This is a genomic window from uncultured Pontibacter sp. (assembly GCF_947502515.1).
Taxonomy (GTDB): domain Bacteria; phylum Bacteroidota; class Bacteroidia; order Cytophagales; family Hymenobacteraceae; genus Pontibacter.
The window spans coordinates 22,675-40,381 of the sequence record NZ_CANNAI010000004.1 but is presented as its reverse complement, the minus strand read 5'-3'; the positions used below and the strand labels follow the sequence as shown (position 1 = coordinate 40,381).

The 17,707-nt window shown below is 46.9% G+C and carries 14 protein-coding genes; 3 read left to right on the top strand and 11 right to left on the bottom strand.

Going from position 1 to position 17,707, the window contains the following annotated elements; all coding sequences use genetic code 11:
- Positions 1–83: 83 nt before the first annotated feature.
- The gene (gene dnaG / locus Q1A54_RS11445) at positions 84–2,012 is read right to left on the bottom strand and encodes a DNA primase (RefSeq protein ID WP_299988011.1); all 1,929 of its coding nucleotides are present in this window, start codon (positions 2,010–2,012) and stop codon (positions 84–86) included.
- 255 nt (positions 2,013–2,267) lie between these two features.
- Between dnaG and Q1A54_RS11440 the strand changes: the two genes are divergently transcribed.
- The 3 genes from Q1A54_RS11440 (at position 2,268) to fahA (ending at position 5,051) form a co-directional block, all read left to right on the top strand.
- Positions 2,268–3,371, top strand: a complete 1,104-nt coding sequence (locus Q1A54_RS11440; protein WP_007656776.1) for an Mrp/NBP35 family ATP-binding protein — start codon at positions 2,268–2,270, stop codon at positions 3,369–3,371.
- 5 nt (positions 3,372–3,376) lie between these two features.
- Complete coding sequence (locus tag Q1A54_RS11435) at positions 3,377–3,643, top strand: NifU family protein (protein ID WP_299988008.1); 267 nt, start codon at positions 3,377–3,379, stop codon at positions 3,641–3,643.
- A gap of 136 nt (positions 3,644–3,779) precedes the next feature.
- Complete coding sequence (gene fahA, locus Q1A54_RS11430; RefSeq protein WP_299988005.1) at positions 3,780–5,051, top strand: fumarylacetoacetase; 1,272 nt, start codon at positions 3,780–3,782, stop codon at positions 5,049–5,051.
- A gap of 183 nt (positions 5,052–5,234) precedes the next feature.
- Here fahA and Q1A54_RS11425 read toward each other — a convergent pair whose 3' ends face one another.
- The 10 genes from Q1A54_RS11425 to Q1A54_RS11380 form a co-directional block, all read right to left on the bottom strand.
- Positions 5,235–7,166, bottom strand: coding sequence for a nucleoside-diphosphate sugar epimerase/dehydratase (locus Q1A54_RS11425; protein ID WP_299988002.1), 1,932 nt, complete (start codon positions 7,164–7,166; stop codon positions 5,235–5,237).
- Between the two features lie 349 nt (positions 7,167–7,515).
- Positions 7,516–8,649, bottom strand: a complete 1,134-nt coding sequence (locus tag Q1A54_RS11420; RefSeq protein WP_299988000.1) for an aminotransferase class I/II-fold pyridoxal phosphate-dependent enzyme — start codon at positions 8,647–8,649, stop codon at positions 7,516–7,518.
- 2 nt (positions 8,650–8,651) lie between these two features.
- Positions 8,652–9,251, bottom strand: a complete 600-nt coding sequence (locus Q1A54_RS11415) for an acetyltransferase (RefSeq protein WP_299987997.1) — start codon at positions 9,249–9,251, stop codon at positions 8,652–8,654.
- Positions 9,252–9,551: 300 nt separating this feature from the next.
- Entirely contained in the window at positions 9,552–10,175 is a 624-nt protein-coding gene (locus tag Q1A54_RS11410; RefSeq protein ID WP_299987994.1) for a sugar transferase, read from the bottom strand.
- Positions 10,162–11,331 carry a glycosyltransferase family 4 protein gene (locus Q1A54_RS11405; RefSeq protein WP_299987992.1) on the bottom strand — a complete coding sequence of 390 codons (1,170 nt, stop codon included), beginning with the start codon at positions 11,329–11,331 and terminating at the stop codon, positions 10,162–10,164. Before Q1A54_RS11405 ends, Q1A54_RS11410 begins: the two co-directional genes overlap by 14 nt.
- A 136-nt stretch (positions 11,332–11,467) precedes the next feature.
- Positions 11,468–12,448, bottom strand: a complete 981-nt coding sequence (locus tag Q1A54_RS11400) for a polysaccharide deacetylase family protein (RefSeq protein WP_299987989.1) — start codon at positions 12,446–12,448, stop codon at positions 11,468–11,470.
- A 78-nt stretch (positions 12,449–12,526) separates the two neighbouring features.
- Positions 12,527–13,750 (bottom strand): hypothetical protein, encoded by a 1,224-nt coding sequence (locus Q1A54_RS11395; RefSeq protein ID WP_299987986.1) that lies wholly within the window; start codon positions 13,748–13,750, stop codon positions 12,527–12,529.
- Positions 13,751–13,777: 27 nt separating this feature from the next.
- Entirely contained in the window at positions 13,778–15,616 is a 1,839-nt protein-coding gene (gene asnB / locus Q1A54_RS11390) for an asparagine synthase (glutamine-hydrolyzing) (protein WP_299987983.1), read from the bottom strand.
- A gap of 3 nt (positions 15,617–15,619) precedes the next feature.
- Positions 15,620–16,591, bottom strand: a complete 972-nt coding sequence (locus Q1A54_RS11385; RefSeq protein WP_299987980.1) for a GNAT family N-acetyltransferase — start codon at positions 16,589–16,591, stop codon at positions 15,620–15,622.
- Complete coding sequence (locus Q1A54_RS11380; RefSeq protein ID WP_299987977.1) at positions 16,563–17,699, bottom strand: glycosyltransferase; 1,137 nt, start codon at positions 17,697–17,699, stop codon at positions 16,563–16,565. The genes Q1A54_RS11385 and Q1A54_RS11380 overlap by 29 nt, the downstream gene beginning before the upstream one ends.
- Positions 17,700–17,707: the final 8 nt, after the last annotated feature.

Here is a 17,707-nt window from a genome sequence, read left to right as displayed (position 1 = left end):
TGCACTAGATCATAACAAGTCTGGTTATTCTGGCTATGATACCCTTGAAGAGATAGTCCTCTCACAGATAATAAACACTAGTCCTACTTATTGACCACAATCCCTAATAAATCCCCGATCTGCTTCTCGAAGGATTTGAGCTGGAAGATGATTTGCAGTACACGGTCCTGTTCGGTGGGGTCGGTGACAAGACGAAGCTTCTCCATTTCGGTCTTCATAAGCAGCTGCACGTTACGCCACTTCAGGCGTAGCACGGCCCGCTCGGCGCCATATGGCAGCAGGTCCGACTCGTGGGGAACGTAAATCTGGTGCGTTTCCCAGTTGTGGGAAAGCTCGTAGGGGTCCGACAGCAGGTTGGTTGCTTCGGTTCGTATTTCCTGGTCCGGGTAGTTGATGAAGTCCTCTGCAGAAGGTATAACACTTTGTTGTAACTTCTCTTTTACAACCTCGATCAGGCGGGCGTAAAGCGGCGTGCGAAATTCCACATCCTCCAACTGCTCCAACATATACTGGCAGGTATTCTGCCCATCCACCAGCACCTTATCCGGGTAATTCAGCAGCATACGCACAATCTCCCGTTCGTAGCGTTTCAGACCATCAGCTTCCGTGGCTGGCTTTTCAGCCTCCATCTGTTCCGCCTCATAGGCCTCCGCTTCTGCCAGATCTTCCGGACTGCCCGAGCGCTGCTGCTTTTGCTGGCGCTCCTGCAAGTGCATCTTATTGTACTCCGATATCAGCAGTTGCTCATCAATGTCAAAAATCAGGCTGCAGCTCTGGAAGAAAACAGTCCGTTTGATCGGATCCGGAATTTTGGAGATAGAGGTCACGATCTCCCGTATGGCCTCCGCCTTCTTTACCGGGTTGCCCTTCGCCTCTTCAGCATAGAGGCTGGTCTTGAACGAGATAAAGTCTTGCGAATGCTCTGCCACATAGGCTTTGAACTTCTCGTCGCCAACCTTATGGATGTAGGAATCCGGGTCCTCCCCTGCCGGGAAAGTGACCACGTTCACGTTCAGACCATTCTCTAGGATCAAGTCAATCCCGCGCAGGGAGGCCTTTATACCTGCCGCATCACCGTCGTAGAGCACCGTGATGTTCTGGGTATAGCGGGCGATAAGCTTGATTTGTCCCTCGGTGAGTGAGGTGCCCGAAGAGGCTACTACGTTCTCAATCCCGCCCTGGTGCAGTGAGAGCACGTCGAGGTAACCCTCCACCATGTAACACATATCCTGCATGCGAATCGCTTGCCTGGCCTGGTACATGCCGTAGAGCACATTGCTCTTATGGTAGATCTCCGACTCAGGAGAGTTGAGGTATTTCGGGCTCTTTTTATCGTTGCTCTTCAGTGTACGGGCACCAAAGCCGATGACACGTCCTGATATATTATGGATCGGGAACATGACACGCCCCCGGAAGCGGTCGTACTTTTTCCCGTCTTCTTTCGCAATAGTCAGTCCCGTCGCCTCCAGATACTTCTGCTTATACCCTGCCTTCAGGGCAGCATCTGTCAGGTCAGACCAGGCATCAAGGCTATACCCTAGTTCAAACTTCCGAATAGTATTACCGCTCAACCCACGCTCTTTCAGGTAAGACTGACCGATGGCGCCTTCATCGTGGCTGTTCAGCAACTGCTGGTAATGTTTGCTGGCAAAATCGGAGACGATGTACAGGCTGTCCCGCTCACTCTGTTCTTTGGCGTATTCGGGGTTCGGCTGATCTTCCGGTACCTCGATGCCATACTTTTTGGCCAGGTACTTGAGCGCCTCCGGAAAGCTGGTGCCTTCCACATCCATGATAAACTGCACTGAGTTGCCCGCCTTGCCGCAACCAAAGCACTTGTAAATACCTTTAGCAGGTGAAACAGAGAAAGACGGTGACTTCTCGTGGTGGAAAGGGCAGCAGGCCCACAGGTTCTGTCCCTTCTTCTTGAGCGAGACAAAATCCCCCACCACTTCCGCTATATCAGCCTGGGCAAGAATCTGGTCAACTACTTCTTTTGGGATCAGGGACATGGGTATACTGGTTGAGGGGCTACAAATATAAGGTATAAATTGTCTGAATCAGGATTGAAGGATTAAAGAATTTTCAGGATTGGTAATCGATTAAACCTATACACACATACCGCAAGTGCAGCTTGTGGTATAAGCAGATGTAAGGACCTTAAAAAAACCTACAACTTACCGCATAACATAATCCCCTGCCCTCAAATCATGTTTAAAGTTTTTTTGTTTGTATCTTTGTAAGGCTTTACAAAAGCGATTAACACTATGGCAATTACAAAAGAAGATATACTCAAAGCCCTCAGTTATGTAGAGGAACCTGATCTTGGCAAAGACCTGGTGACGCTCAACATGATCGAGGATGTGCAGGTAGATGGCAAAAACGTGAGTTTTACCGTGATTCTGACGACTCCAGCCTGTCCACTCAAAGACCTCATCCGCAACGCCTGTATTCGTGCTATCCATACAATGGTAGACAAGGAAGCAGAAGTGACCGTGAACATGACTTCCCGTGTTACTTCCGGCCGTGCGGGCAGCAGCGAAGTACTCACAGGCGTAAAGAATATCATTGCCATCGCCTCCGGTAAAGGTGGCGTAGGCAAGTCTACCGTTACGAGTAACCTGGCCATTGCCCTAGCGCAGTCGGGTGCTAAGGTTGGACTAATTGATGCCGATATTTTCGGACCTTCTATACCTACTATGTTTGGTGTGGAAGACCAGCGCCCGAGCATGGTGCAGGGAGATCATGGCAAAAACTACATCATTCCGGTTGAGAAATATGGCGTAAAACTGATGTCGATCGGTTTCCTGACGCCGCCTGATCATGCGGTGATCTGGAGAGGCCCTATGGCAAGCTCTGCCCTGAAGCAATTTATCAGCGATGTAGAGTGGGGCGAACTGGATTATCTCCTGCTTGACCTTCCTCCGGGAACCTCTGATATTCACCTCACCATGGTGCAGGTGCTGCCGGTTACAGGTGCTGTGATCGTGACGACTCCTCAGAAAGTAGCGATTGCCGATGCACAGAAAGGTCTGCAGATGTTCCGTCAGCCTCAGATCAACGTGCCGGTACTAGGTGTGGTCGAGAACATGGCTTACTTTACACCTGCTGAACTTCCTGAGAACAAGTACTACATTTTCGGACAGGAAGGTGGCCAGAACTTAGCCAAGAAGTTTGATGTGCCTGTATTGGGCCAGGTACCACTGGTGCAAGGTATACGCGAATGCGGCGACGAGGGAACTCCGGTGGCCTTGCAGAACGATTCTCCGGCTTCCGGTGTTTTCAGAGAGTTGGCCCAGGCTGTTGCCCAGCAGGTGTCTGTTCGCAATGCGACTTTGGCCAAAACACAACCAGTAGAAATTAAAAGCTAAGACAGATGGCAACCATTAATGTTGACAACAATTTTTTACTTCGCATCGAGAGTGCCCTCGACCAGATCAGGCCCTACCTGGAAGCTGACGGCGGCAACGTCAAGGTGCTCGAAGTAACCGATGATATGACCCTGAAGCTGGAGCTGCTGGGCGCCTGTGGTACCTGCCCGATGTCTACCATGACGCTTAAGGCAGGTGTGGAACAGTCGGTGCTCAAAGCTATCCCAGAAATTAAAGCTGTAGAGGCTGTCAATGTGACGCCACTGCCTTAGGCTTTGTAGATAAAGGATTCTCTAATAAAGAATAGAAATTGTAAGCAGGTGCTGAGAAATCAGTACCTGCTTTTTTTGTTTCCCCATGCCCTTCAAAATCCCTATATTTGTCTAACAACCCAGATTTTCTTGCACTATGATAAAAGCGAATGACCCTGCATTGCATTCCTGGATCGAAATATCCCCTGAAAGCGACTTCCCAATACAGAACCTTCCATTCGGTATATTCGAATCAGCGACCAAAGACCCGCGTGTAGGCGTAGCCATCGGCGACTACGTGCTCGACCTTTGTGCTGTCGCCCAGCACAACCTGTTCGAGCTTCTTGATGTTGACCCTACTGTTTTTCACCGTCCATACCTAAATGACTTTATCGCACTTGGTAAGCCCACCTGGCGTGCCGTACGCAACCGCGTGTCGGAGCTGCTCCGCAACGACAACGACGAGATCAGCGGTAACAGCAAACTGATGCAGGAATGCCTGATCAAGCAAGCACAAGTTCGTATGCTGATGCCCGTCAAAGTAGGTAACTACACCGACTTTTACTCCAGCATTGAGCACGCTACCAATGTGGGGACTATGTTCCGCGACCCTAAGAATGCTCTGCTGCCCAACTGGAAGCACATCCCGATCGGTTACCATGGTCGTGCCTCTTCTATCATTGTATCAGGTACTGACATCCGCCGCCCTAACGGGCAAACCAAAGCCCCTGATGCAGCTGCCCCTACCTTCGGCCCATCTCGCCTGCTCGATTTTGAGTTGGAAGTAGCCTTTATCACAGGTCGAGAGACAAAGCTTGGCGACATGATCAGCCCTGACGAGGCAGATGATTACATTTTCGGCCTGGTACTCTTCAACGACTGGTCAGCTCGCGACATGCAGACTTGGGAGTATGTACCGCTAGGTCCATTCCTGGCCAAAAGCTTTGCTTCTTCTATATCCCCATGGGTAGTCACACTGGATGCTTTAGAGCCCTTCCGTGTAAAAGGTCCAGTGCAGGACCCGAAACCACTACCCTACCTGGAGTTCCACGGCGACCACAACTATGACATTAACTTAGAGGTATCACTCCAGCCAGAGGACGGACAGGAAAATAGTATCTGCCGCTCCAACTTCAAATATATGTACTGGAACATGAACCAGCAGCTGGCCCATCAGAGCAGCAACGGCTGTAACATACAGATAGGCGACATGTACGCATCCGGCACCATCAGCGGCCCGGACAAAACCTCCTACGGCTCCATGCTCGAACTCACCTGGCGCGGCACCCAACCGATCAAGCTTTCAGACGGCACCGAGCGTAAGTTTATCAACGATTATGATACCGTGATCATGCGCGGCTTTGCTGAGCGGAATGGGATTAGAGTTGGTTTTGGGGAAGTAAAGAGTAGGGTATTGCCGGCGTTGTAAGCGCTGTTTTCCTTTTGCCGATGGATCCCTTCCCAGAATTCAATATCGCTTCATGCATTTTTGATTAAATGCCCCCTTCTAAAGGGGATTTTAATCAAGACTTAAAAAAAATGTCAAACGGTAAAACAGCAGAAGGCCCGATTCAATCCGGGCCTTCTGCTGTTTTACCGATCTAGAAAGGTCTTACTGCACCATTGAATCCAGTTCTTCGAATCTGGAGTTTTTGCTCTTGAACTCGGGAACGATCTTTTTCATTTGCTTCACGGTATCCAGCTCGTCGCCCTCCTTGTTAAGGTTAAGGAGCTCGTTGATGCTGGCCAAGACCTTATTATAGGTATACTCGCGCACTTTCGATACTTTGATCTTTTCGTGATGGGTCGGGATGGTGTGCTCTTCCTGATTTAACAGCTCTTCGTAGAGCTTCTCTCCAGGACGAAGGCCTGAGAATACGATCTCGATGTCATTTGCTGTCAGACCGGCCAGCTTGATCATCTTGCGGGCTAGGTCCACTATCTTCACGGGCTGCCCCATGTCGAAGATAAAGATCTCCCCCCCTCTGCCCATCGTGCCGGCTTCCAGTACCAGTTGCACCGCTTCCGGTATGGTCATGAAGTAGCGGGTAATGTCTGGGTGTGTAACGGTAATTGGACCGCCTTTTTCGATCTGAGAACGGAAACGGGGAATCACCGAGCCATTTGACCCCAGCACGTTGCCAAAACGAGTTGTGATAAAGCGGGTTTGCTGCAGGGCTGTACCCTGTACATTGTCCTGAAGCCGAGGCTGTGCACTGATGTTGTTGAGTGACTGAATGTAAATCTCTGCGATACGCTTCGAAGCACCCATCACATTGGTTGGGTTAACGGCTTTGTCAGTGGAGATCATCACAAACTTCTCTACATCAAAGGTCATGGAGAGGTCTGCCAGGTTTTTGGTGCCTAATACATTTGTCAAAATGGCTTCTGAAGGATTGCTTTCCATCATCGGCACATGCTTGTAAGCGGCAGCATGGTATACCATCTGGGGATTATACTCCTTAAAGAGCGCATACATGCGGTTAAAGTTCTGAATGTCAGCAATGCAGAGCTTTAGGTTAGCATCCGGGAATTCTTCCTCCATCTCCAGCTGCAGGTCATGCAGGGGCGACTCAGCCTGGTCGCAGATGATCACCATTTCTGGTTTGTAAGAAAGCACCTGGCGCACAATTTCTGAACCAATAGAGCCGGCTCCACCTGTAATCAGGATACGCTTGCCGGCTAGGTCAGCTGATATTTTGTCATTCTCGATCACAATCGGTGGACGCTGCAGCAGATCCTCGATGCGCAGGTCTTGTATCTGGTTCATACGCAACTGGCCCGACATCCACTGCTCAGTTGGAGGCACGGTTACTACTTTTATACCGAGCTCAACGCAAGTTTCGATGGCGTTCTTACGAGCGTCTGATTTCAGGTCCTCGCTCAAGATTACCAGTTTATCAATGTGCAGTTTGCTCTGCAGTTTTTCGATATCATTGATATGGTATACCCGCTTCTGCTGGATGTGCTTGTCGATCTTGTTTGGATTGTCATCCACAAAACCGGCAATTGTCAGGCGACCGGCATTGCTTACCTCGAGCGCCTGCTTCACCAGAATGGCAAAGCTATCAGCTCCGTAGATCAGCACTGTTTCCTTATTGCCGCTGTCACCACGCTTAATGTAGTAAAACAACGCCTTGGCACCTAAGCGCATCATAATCAGCACCGAAGAACTGATAAAGAAGTTGACCAGGAGCACTACATAAATGTTCACAGAGTCGATGTGATAGGCAGGCGCAACCCACAGACCGACGATGGCGCCGTAAACCAGACTAGCCATCAGCACAGCGGTAAAGATGCGGTAAATATCGTCAGTGCTGGAGTAGCGAATCAGACCGGTATGAATGCGCATCGCGTAAAACACCATTACAGAGATCATCAGGTAAATACCGCTGTAAACAAAGAAGTGACCGCGCAGGATTGTTTCAAAATCAAATTGGCGGATAATAAAGAAAGACAAAGCGAAAGACCATGTAGAGATAATTTGATCGATGATCAGAATGATCCATTTCGGTAAAGCTTTGTTCTGTAAAAATGTTTTCATACGGTAGTCTCAGGGTAGAGAAGAGCTTAGATTACGGCATTAAGCTGGCATTCGTTTTTATTTAAATTAATATCTGTTTTGTCCAGTCAAGCTTCCAGCTTACGTTAGAATCATTCAACAGTTCTCACATTAACTAATTCATAACGACACTTCACCAGCATAATTATATCCTTCACATTTTAAAAGACATAGATGCCGTCCAAAATTACACAAAAAATCTGAAAAGTTCAGCTTTTAACTTGCTGTTCCTCAAGTAGCACAGCCAATAGCTTATACGTAAAAATCCACCTGCGCTTTTCGAATAATATCGCTCCGCAGGTGGATTTTATTTTATTTTTCTGTCGCGCGCCTATCGCGCAAAGCAATCTTTAATGGCATGAAGTACGCGTTCCCTTTCTTCGTCTGACATGTTAGATCCGGAAGGCAGGCAGAGTCCTTTTTCAAACAGGCGCTCGCTGGTACCATCACCATAATAAGGAGAATCAGCGAACACAGGCTGCAAGTGCATCGGCTTCCAGAGCGGGCGTGTTTCGATATTCTCACGTTCCAGCGCCAGTCGGATATCTTCCCGACTCACTCCTTGGGCATCATCCACCAGCACCGTGCTGAGCCAACGGTTAGAATAAAAATCTCCATTCGGCTCTTCTGCAAATTGAATAGCAGGTATAGCAGCCAATTCTTCACGATAGAAGGTATAGTTAGCACGGCGCTGCTGCACACGATCCGGCAGTACATCCATTTGACCGCGCCCGATGGCAGCGCAGATATTACTCATGCGGTAGTTATACCCAATGTGGGAGTGCTGGTAATGCGGAGCAGCGTCACGCGCCTGCGTCGCCAGGAAACGGGCCTGCTTGATGTAAGCTTCGTTGTTTGAGACCAGTGCACCACCGCCAGACGTAGTGATGATCTTGTTGCCGTTGAAGGACAGAATGCTCATCGCCCCGAAGGTTCCCAGCTTACGGCCTTTATAAGTCGAGCCCAGTGCCTCTGCCGCATCCTCCACCACAGGTATAGCATAGCGATCGGCAATGGCCATGATGCGGTCCATCTCCGCTGGCATACCATAGAGATGCACGACAATGATGGCCTTCGGCTTTTTGCCCTTACTGATGCGGTCTTCAATTGCCACTTCCAGTAGCTCAGGCGACATGTTCCAGGTACGGTCCTCGCTGTCTACAAACACCGGCGTAGCACCCTGGTAAGCGATCGGGTTGGCAGAAGCCGAAAAAGTCATGCTCTGGCAAATTACTTCGTCACCGGCTTTCACCCCCAGCATGATCAGCGCCAGGTGCAAGGCCGCTGTGCCCGAGCTCAGGGCTGCCACATGAACGCCTTCACCCAGAAACTCCGCTAAGTCACGCTCAAAGCCGTCTACATGCGGACCAAGCGGTGCGATCCAGTTGGTGTCAAAAGCCTCTTTGACATTCTTAAACTCGTTTGTCCCCATGTGTGGGGAAGAGAGCCAGATTTTTGTATTCATAGTTATTGCTGATGTTCTTTTATGATTCGGGCCGGGCTACCAACTGCTGTTACGCCATCAGGCAGATCGCGTATAACTACGGCACCAGCACCTATTTTGCACCACTTGCCTATCTTCAGGTTCGGGATCACGACGGCACCGGCACCTATATGCGTCCCTTCGCCTACCTGCACGTTACCGCTGAGCACCGCTCCCGGTGAGATGTGGGCATAATCCCCAATCTGGCAGTCATGGTCGATGCTAGCTCCTGTATTGATGATGGCATGTTTCCCCACCTGTGCGTCGGCCTGTATAACGGCCCCTTGCATCACTACGGTGCCTTCGGCGATGGTAGCGGAGGGCGAGACAATCGCTGTTGAGTGAATGGCTTTACCAAAAACTACCTTCAATTTTTCAGCTACGCGACGACGGATAGCATTGTCTCCAATGCTGATGATGACAGGCTGCTCCACTTCCTCTTCTATTTGAGCCCCCAGTACAGGTACACCGCCTACTTCTTTTATAGCGGGATTCTTATCAAAAGCTCCAAGTACAGGTATAGCCCTATCCCGCAGGATGTCGATGATCACTTTCGCATGTCCGCTCGCGCCGTATAGGTACATGGGATTTGTCTTTGGTAGTGCAGATGCAAAGGTAAGAATTCTCAATTTGTCATTTCGAACGCTAGTGAGAAATCTGGAAAGCTAATTGTCTGAATCAGGATTTACAGGATTTAAAGATTTGCAGGATTCTCGTGAACGATTGTCATCCCCAGCCCCTTCAGAGGGAACTTTTAGCTATTACATCTATTCCTGTCATTCAGAAGGAATCTTGGTTGTAGGGAGGTCTGCAGTAGCTATAACCTGCCTCACTGTAGAAAGAAATTTTCGCGTAGAATTTCCCCCTTGAAGGGGTAGGGTGGGTTAATCTTTGGCGTAATCACTACCTCTAAACCGCTTCATTGTCGCTACCCCCTCAGCACTGATTCCTTCGGACTTAAACACTTTTCCAATGGTTTTAAAAAAAATCTTCACGTCCAGCCAAAAAGAGATGTTATCCACATACCATACATCATAACGAAATTTCTCTTCCCAACTGATGGCGTTGCGGCCGTTTATCTGAGCCCAACCGGTGATGCCGGGGCGCACTTCGTGGCGACGCTGCTGGGTTTTGTTGTAGAGGGGCAAGTATTCCACCAGTAAAGGGCGCGGACCAATCAGCGACATATCTCCTTTGATCACATTGAGTAATTGCGGTATTTCGTCAAGAGAGGTCTTGCGCACGAAAGCACCAATTGAAGTCAGGCGTTCAGCGTCTGATAGTAGTTCGCCATGCTCGTCGCGGCGGTCGTTCATGGTTTTGTATTTGATCACCCTAAAGATGCGGCCGTTCTTGCCTGGTCGTTGCTGCAGAAAGAAGGGTTTGTCGTCATTGGCGATCACCAGCAGCAGCGTAACCACTAGGAACACGGGCAGCAGCACGATGAAAGCCATCAGGCTCAGCATTAGGTCGAGCGGGCGTTTAAAGTAACGGTTATATACCTTCATCTTGTTTTAAATGGGATCTGTATTCCTTTAATAAAAGCTCCCAGAAATGGGTCTGCTCATAGCGCTCTACGATCATCCTGCGCGCCTGTGCCTGCATGTGGGCATAGGCCGCCTTATCGGTGACCAAACGTTCCATTGCGGCATACAAAGCCACAGTCGACTTCGGCGGTACGATCAAACCATTCTCTCCATGTTGGATGATCTCGTTGCAGCCGTTGATATCGGTCACAATAGCAGGAAGATCAAAGCAGCCTGCCTGCATGGGCACATTCGGGAAACCTTCGCGATAGGAAGGAAAGGCCAGTGCCTGGCTAATGGCCAGGTAAGGGCGCACATCGTTTTGAAAACCCACAGACAGTATACCTTTATTTTCCTTTATCTCCTGCAAAACCTCGTCTGCGATCGGGTCCAGGTCCTGTTCAAAAGGTCCAACCAGCAACAGCTTCACTTGCGGATATAATTGCTGTAACTTCACAAAAGCCTGCACCAGTTCCTGTATACCTTTGTCTTTTACCAGGCGACCGATAAAGATGAATACAAAATCTTCCGGCGCTATACCTAAGCTGGCTTTTAATTCCTGCAGCTTCGATTCATCTAATTGCTCTCGGCTGTAGAATGCAGTGTTGATGCCGTTGCTGCTGCCATTTCCGATCACTTTTACTTTCTCCGGTCCGCAGAAGCCACTTCCTAGGATAAAGTCTTTCAGCACGGTAGAGTTAGGGTATACTTTCGTAGCGCAGGCGTAGGTAAGCTTCTCTACCGCTTCCAGCAGTTGGCGGGTTTTGCCCTGTGTTTCCATCAGTGGAAGACCAGCCACCGTGTGCAGTCGTACCGGCACGCCCGCCAGTTTAGCACCCAGCATGCCAATAATGCCCGCCTTCGGGGTATGGGAATGTACAATAGCGGGCTTGTGCTTCTTGCAGAGGCGGTAGAATTGCCAGAGCGCCTTCATATCCTGCACCGGTGTGATCTTGCGCGTCATCCCAATCTCGATCAGAGGCGTTTCCTGCTCCCGAACTACCGCCTCCGACTCAGGTCCCGCCGCCGACACCATCACGGGTTCAAAGCCTTTGGCACGCATATACAGCAATTGGCCTGTGATTAACTTTTGTAGAGAGAGCGGGACAGTGGTAATGCGGACAAGAACTGGGGGCATTGGGGTATAATTTGTTTTCGGGTGCAAAGATAAACAAACTTAAATTGTCATTTCGAATGCAATGAGAAATCTGATTCTGTGTTATAATCTACAATCAATCTAGATTTCTCCTATCGTCGAAATGACAACATAGTACTTAAGCAGTTATATACTCATAAATCCCCCGCATGCTTAAGCTTTGCATGCCATATTGCTGCTCTAGCTTTTTATAATGATCGATAATGATCTTCAGATCAGCCATACTGCGTTCAGGATAGCTGCCGAAATTGTGCGGATGCCACCAGAGGTGATAGCATGCTTTACGTTTGGCGGCAGCGGTCATTTCTGACAATATGCGGTTAAGACGTAGTTTATTCAGAATGTCTCTTTTCCCATCAATTGGTCTTAAGAATCGACTGGTAGGTATAGCTAGTGGTAGTCCATCTTCCAGTTTAAGAGAAGAAAGCGGGAAAGAGGTTCTTTTGCCCAGTGGTAGGTAAGCATCACCTGTCCGGAAGATCCTATTAGTTAGTGTATCCTTCACAGTCTGTTTCCAAAACCAATCGCTGGGGTTTGAACGGACCGTCTTAATGCCTTCTTCACGGCAGACACGCAAATACTGTTCATTGAACTGGTTACGCGGAAACACAAGTGACCTCAGTTTCATGCCTTGCCGGGCTGCTATACCTTGCGCCGCCTGCAAATCCTGCCGGAACTGCTCCAGCGTCTGCCCGGCTTCCTGGCAGTAGTAGTGTGCAAAAGTATGGGTCGCCATCTCCTGGTAAGGCGTCTGATTGATCTGCTGTACCAACTCCGGCGCAAAAAAGAAATCCTTTAGACTTCCATTCATGCCATACTCATCCTTCAGCCGGTAAGCCGACAGCTTGTCATTGTGGTACGACGGCCGTTGCGCAGGTATAGCAGTTGCCCAGTCGGCCCAGTCTTTGGCAAACAGCATCCCCACTGTCGCCCAGGTCACCTGCACTTGCTGTTGCTCAAACAGCGTCAGCATTTCAGGTATAACCTTGCGGGTGTTGGCGAAATACTGCTCCCGCTCAGTTAGCGGCACTTTATCAAAAATCCCCCAGTACAGCTCAAAGTCTAGAGAGATGGTGAAGACAGGTATATTTGTTGGCATGGTTCTAATTAACCTCCCCCTGCCCCCTCCTAAAAACAGGAGGGGGTGAGAAAGTATTTTTAACTCCCTCCCCTGTTTTTAGGGGAGGGTCGGGGTGGGGTGAATAGGGAGGACAGGGGAGGAGTGCTCCTCCAACTTCCTCCTTTTCAACTTCATCAAATTTATTTTCTTCTGTTTCTTGTATTCCATAAAAGAGATAATCACAAAGAACAGAAAATACATTACCATACTCTTCTGCCGCATGGCTATACCTAAGTTCGACATCACAAAAGATAGCGCTATTGATGCAGCGATAAATATTACCAAACTCATCTTCACAAGTGATGGAGAATTTTTCAGGAAAGGAATAAAATCCTTATCTAGTAACTGCAGAGCAAGTAGTAAATAAAATAAATTTTCGAACGACACAAAAATACCAAGTGCACCTGGCGCATCAACAAATAGAGGTCTAAACCAAAAAGTGAATAGTTTGAGCGGCAGTGGATAAGAGCTGATGTCCACTCCTGATCCCGCTTTAGCTAAATAGCCTGACTGCCTATCTGCAAAAGTTTCAAAGCTATCCAATGTATTTTCAGAATCAAGACCAGCTACTGCTAAGATATTGTCCATCAATAAAAATGTACCTCCCGCAAATGCCACGTACACCAGCAACTTTTGATATAATGGGACTTTCTCTTTGCCTGTAAAATAACCAACAATTGCTCCTACAGCCAAAAACAAAAACATATGTGGCCTGATATTATATACAACAAAAGAACCCAGTAACAACGACATAACTCTTTTATGTGGGGTCTTCATTGCATAAGCAAACATGCCTATACCCATAAATATCAGGGAACCTTTACCCAAAGATGCTGTCCAAAAATGCATGTTTGGCAAAAACAGGACTAAAGTGATGAGGTCGTAGCCTTTAAACTTTACATTAAGCTTATTATTTTCCTTGAAAAAAAGATAAAAATAAACAAAACCTAGAAAGCCAAACCAGGAGAAAAGAACCATAGTGGATTCGTAGGAGAATCCTATGGTTTTAATAAATGGGTAGGAAACGAAATGGATAAATTTACTATCTGTTCCATAAGCACTTAACCAATTTTCATACGAACCACCTCTAGCGTAATACTGTTTAGAATCAGAGGCATTAAATGTGGCATATAGGTAATATATAAGCCAGAATATCAAGTGATAAATGTATAGCTTGTTTAAAAAAGACACAGCTAGAAACTTATGCTTCTTTTTTAGAGCAGTTAATAGAAGTTGGTTTACACCCCACAATGACACCATTAAAACTACAGCTCCAATCATACTCGACAACCCAACGAACTAATTCTTTTAATGCTTCCCCAATTTTTGGTGCCAGACCTCCATTGCCAAAACACTAAACAGTATGCGGGCTCTCCTATCTCGTGTCATAGAAGCGCCCTCCTTATCTTGCAACAAAGCATCAATTACTTTAGGATCTACTACAGAACGATACAAAGCATTGGCACTTGAAAGATAGTCCTTTAACATCGGCTTTAACGTATTCTCCATAAGCGGAATTACAGGCACTTCAAATCCTCGTTTAGGCAGTTTCTCTACGCCTGCGGGTAGGTATTTCGCAGCTAACTTCCTAAGCAAATACTTTGTTGTGGTTCCTTTAATTTTAAGCGAATCTGGTAAAGAAGGTGCAAATTCTAGGATTCCTTTCGACAGGAATGGGGAGCGCCCTTCCAAAGAGTGCTGCATGGAACTGATGTCTATTTTCTTCAATAGAATGTTTGGTAAAATAGTTTCGAAATCAGTTAGCATAATCTGTCTTAATGCTGACATTTCTTTCGTAGCATTTTGCTCAATTCTGGATCTTAATTCACCTGACGGCTGTACTTTAAAAGATTTTGCCTGATCATAAAGCATGTCAGTACCCGAGCTGAGGTATTGTTCATATAGTTGCATACTGTTTAGTCTGGCTAGTCTGTAGGCGTAGTTATACAGGCTCATTTTGTCAGTAGGGGTAGGAAGAAAAGGAAGTACAGCGCCTGAAATATTTTTAACTACAGCATTATGTAATAGCTTATTACCAAAAGGCACATACCGTCTATACCCACCAAAAAGTTCATCCCCACCATCTCCATTAATGATAACAGTCAAATGTTTTTTTGCTTCCCGTGCTACGTAATAAGACGGTATTTGTGAGTCGTCCATAAAGGGCTCTCCGTAAGCGGTTACAATTTTTTCAAAGTCATTAGCCAATTGGTCGTACGATACGGATAGTTCGTGGTGGTCTGTCCCTATATGCTTTGAAACTGCACCTGCAATAGCCGATTCATCATACTGTCCACCAAATTTTACCGTAAAGGTTCTCAGATCAGGCTTCACTTTCGCTGCCATGGCCGTAATAATGCCACTATCAATCCCTCCGCTAAGAAAACAGCCAACTTCCAGGTCACTACTTTCTACCCTGCTCTTAACCGCCTGCTTCAATCGCGCGTCTAACTCAACAAGCGCATCCTGCTCGCTGAGTTGCAGCGTCTGCTGGTAGTATGGCTCTATCGACCACCATTGTTTTTGATCCGATAGTTCTTGGCTATCGACTTGTATAGACACCAGATGCCCTGGCTTCAATTCATAGATATCTTCGTAAGGTGTAGCTTCGCCATACACCATACCTGTCTGCAAATATTCTGCAATGGCAGACAGCTTAATAGTTGGTTTAACAATTTTTTGAAGCAGATTCTGCTCACTGGCAAAATAGATGCTATTACCCTGCTTGGAATAGTAGAGTGGTTTCTTACCTGCTCTATCACGAAGCAGGTAAAGCGTCTTTTTTCCTTTGTCATACAGTGCAATAGCAAACATGCCATCCATGTATTGCAACATATCAAGCCCAAACCGGCTGTACATGCGCATAATTGTTTCAGTATCGGAACGGGTATGGCATTTCAGGTCAAACTTATCTCGTATCTCTTGGTGGTTATAGATTTCACCATTAAATATAATAGCTAGATCCTCGTCTGCCATAGGTTGTGTTCCTCCAGCTATATCTACAATGCTTAGCCTGGCGTGGAACAGGTGCACCTGATCATACGATTCATAAAGTTGACCATCAGGTCCCCTGTGGCAGAGCATCTGCGTTGCCACCTCCATCTCACTAGCTTCCAGCTGGCCTACTTTTCCAAAAATTCCACACATAGCTTAAAATAATTCGAGGTCACCCATTTTAAAGGACCAATCATCCAAATTTTCAATTCTACTTATCAGATTACTGTCATTAACCTCCCGAATCGTCACTTCCGGAGCCAAATACTGAAGCGGAAAAGTCCTATATCTGATTTTACTCCATAGGCTTAATGGTTCATTGCCTATATAGCTGATAAAAGTAGTCCCCAATTCAGCAGCTAAGGTATGGCAAGCTGTTAAAAATACAGTTGTATTGTTTTTACCATTTAGCCATAGTTCGTCACATATCCTTAACTCATAAAACCTTCCACGTTTTTTTAAATGAAATAAGAGTAACACGCCAAAATTATCTTTTACATACTCATATTTGCCATAGGGTATTTCAGGAATACTTTGAAAACGCCACTTATGATAATTTACTGCATGGTTAGTATGAATATGAAGTTGATTTATAACAGGAAGGTAAGAGGATACATCAAAATTGAAACCCTGAAGAGATTGATGATACGCTTTAAATTTCTCAGCTGCTTTAGCGCTATAGGTTAAGGCGAGGCTCCCTGTTACATTTGGTTTGCCTAAGACCTGCCAGCCCATTTTCACATAGCCTGGCTTGGATTGTTCGTTTGGCGTATTGTAAATAAAAGAACTTGGTTCGCTTTCAGCCAGTTCCCCCAGTAGCCGTTTCGTTAACTTTGAGAAAATTCCCTTGCCACGGTAATCCGGGTGGGTTGCTGTATCAACAGCACGAAAGGCTGGCAGTACCTGACCATTTATTACCCATTGCCAGCGCATAAAGGCACGCAGGCCAATCAGCTTACCATCATTAAATGCCAGCAAAACAGGCGATGGGCCAAAGGGGTTATCTACATGCTTCCAGCGCCAAAAGCTTTCCACAGGAGCTCCTCCTTCTACCCCTAATGATAATTCAAATAGTTCTAATATAACAGGTACATCCTGTTCATTTGCCACTCTTATCGTGTAGTCCATTGTTTGTATATTGGAGATAAATACCCTCCAGCTTTTGCACCATTTTCTCCATACTGAAGTGTTGCTCTATACGCTTTCGGGCTTCCGCTGCCATTGCTATGCGCATTGGCTCATTCTCAATCAGCAAAGTTACATCTTTTTCTAGGCTCTCCACATCTCCTGCTTTGCTAATCATACCCGATACATGATGTTCTATGACCTCGGGTATACCCCCCACTCCTGTGGTTACTGGTATGCACCCCATACTCATGGCCTCCAAAAGGGCAATGGGTAAACCTTCAAAATCTGAAGTCATTAAATAAATGTCTGTGATGTTAAAATATGGCTTCACATCTGTTTGAAGTCCGGTAAAGTGTAGTCGTTTTTGAGCCACTAATGGTGCTGCAAGTTGTTCTACTTTACTTTTCTCAGGCCCGTCACCTATCATAATAAAGCTAACTTTCTCATGAGTTGCTGCAACCCTTTCTGCTACCTTAACAAAATTATCAAGTCGCTTTTGTTCTCTAAACACAGCTGCAGTTATTATAACGACATGATCATCCGGTATATTCAGTGTATCACGTATGTGCTGTTTACCTGTTTGGCGGGTAAAGCTTCTGGTATCAACCCCATTCAAGACCAACTGAATCCTTTCGGGTTTTGTGAATTGTAACAGCGCCTTTTCTGCATCCGCAGAAACAGGAATGTTCAAATCATTCAAGTGAAGTGTCACTCTACTCGCTAAACGCGTAAGCCCGTGGTAGCGGCTAAAATTATTATGCTCTGTATATACAACAGGAATCCCGGCTATTTTTGCGGCTAATCTACCTGCTATACCTGCCCAAGGTAAATGGCAATGCAGTATTTGGATATGATGTTGTTTGATATATGCTACCAATTTTGGGACCTGAAGCATAATCTTTATGTTATTAGAAGCTTCCAGGCATGCAACACTACCCCCACTTGATTCAATTGCCCCTACCATCTGGTCTTTCCAAGGAAGGAAATACACATAGTGGAATTCATATTTCTCCTGATCGTGGTATTTTAGCGTTTCAGGTAAAAGCATTTCGGCTCCGCCACGGCCAAGGGATTTAATGAGATGGAGAACTTTAGTTTTGTCAGACAAACCAATCG

Excerpts from the sequence above, each read along its gene's own strand:
- dnaG (WP_299988011.1), bottom strand. The coding sequence starts at position 2,012 with ATGTCCCTGATCCCAAAAGAAGTAGTTGACCAGATTCTTGCCCAGGCT.
- Q1A54_RS11440 (WP_007656776.1), top strand. The coding sequence starts at position 2,268 with ATGGCAATTACAAAAGAAGATATACTCAAAGCCCTCAGTTATGTAGAG.
- Q1A54_RS11435 (WP_299988008.1), top strand. The coding sequence starts at position 3,377 with ATGGCAACCATTAATGTTGACAACAATTTTTTACTTCGCATCGAGAGT.
- fahA (WP_299988005.1), top strand. The coding sequence starts at position 3,780 with ATGATAAAAGCGAATGACCCTGCATTGCATTCCTGGATCGAAATATCC.
- Q1A54_RS11425 (WP_299988002.1), bottom strand. The coding sequence starts at position 7,166 with ATGAAAACATTTTTACAGAACAAAGCTTTACCGAAATGGATCATTCTG.
- Q1A54_RS11420 (WP_299988000.1), bottom strand. The coding sequence starts at position 8,649 with ATGAATACAAAAATCTGGCTCTCTTCCCCACACATGGGGACAAACGAG.
- Q1A54_RS11415 (WP_299987997.1), bottom strand. The coding sequence starts at position 9,251 with ATGTACCTATACGGCGCGAGCGGACATGCGAAAGTGATCATCGACATC.
- Q1A54_RS11410 (WP_299987994.1), bottom strand. The coding sequence starts at position 10,175 with ATGAAGGTATATAACCGTTACTTTAAACGCCCGCTCGACCTAATGCTG.
- Q1A54_RS11405 (WP_299987992.1), bottom strand. The coding sequence starts at position 11,331 with ATGCCCCCAGTTCTTGTCCGCATTACCACTGTCCCGCTCTCTCTACAA.
- Q1A54_RS11400 (WP_299987989.1), bottom strand. The coding sequence starts at position 12,448 with ATGCCAACAAATATACCTGTCTTCACCATCTCTCTAGACTTTGAGCTG.
- Q1A54_RS11395 (WP_299987986.1), bottom strand. The coding sequence starts at position 13,750 with ATGATTGGAGCTGTAGTTTTAATGGTGTCATTGTGGGGTGTAAACCAA.
- asnB (WP_299987983.1), bottom strand. The coding sequence starts at position 15,616 with ATGTGTGGAATTTTTGGAAAAGTAGGCCAGCTGGAAGCTAGTGAGATG.
- Q1A54_RS11385 (WP_299987980.1), bottom strand. The coding sequence starts at position 16,591 with ATGGACTACACGATAAGAGTGGCAAATGAACAGGATGTACCTGTTATA.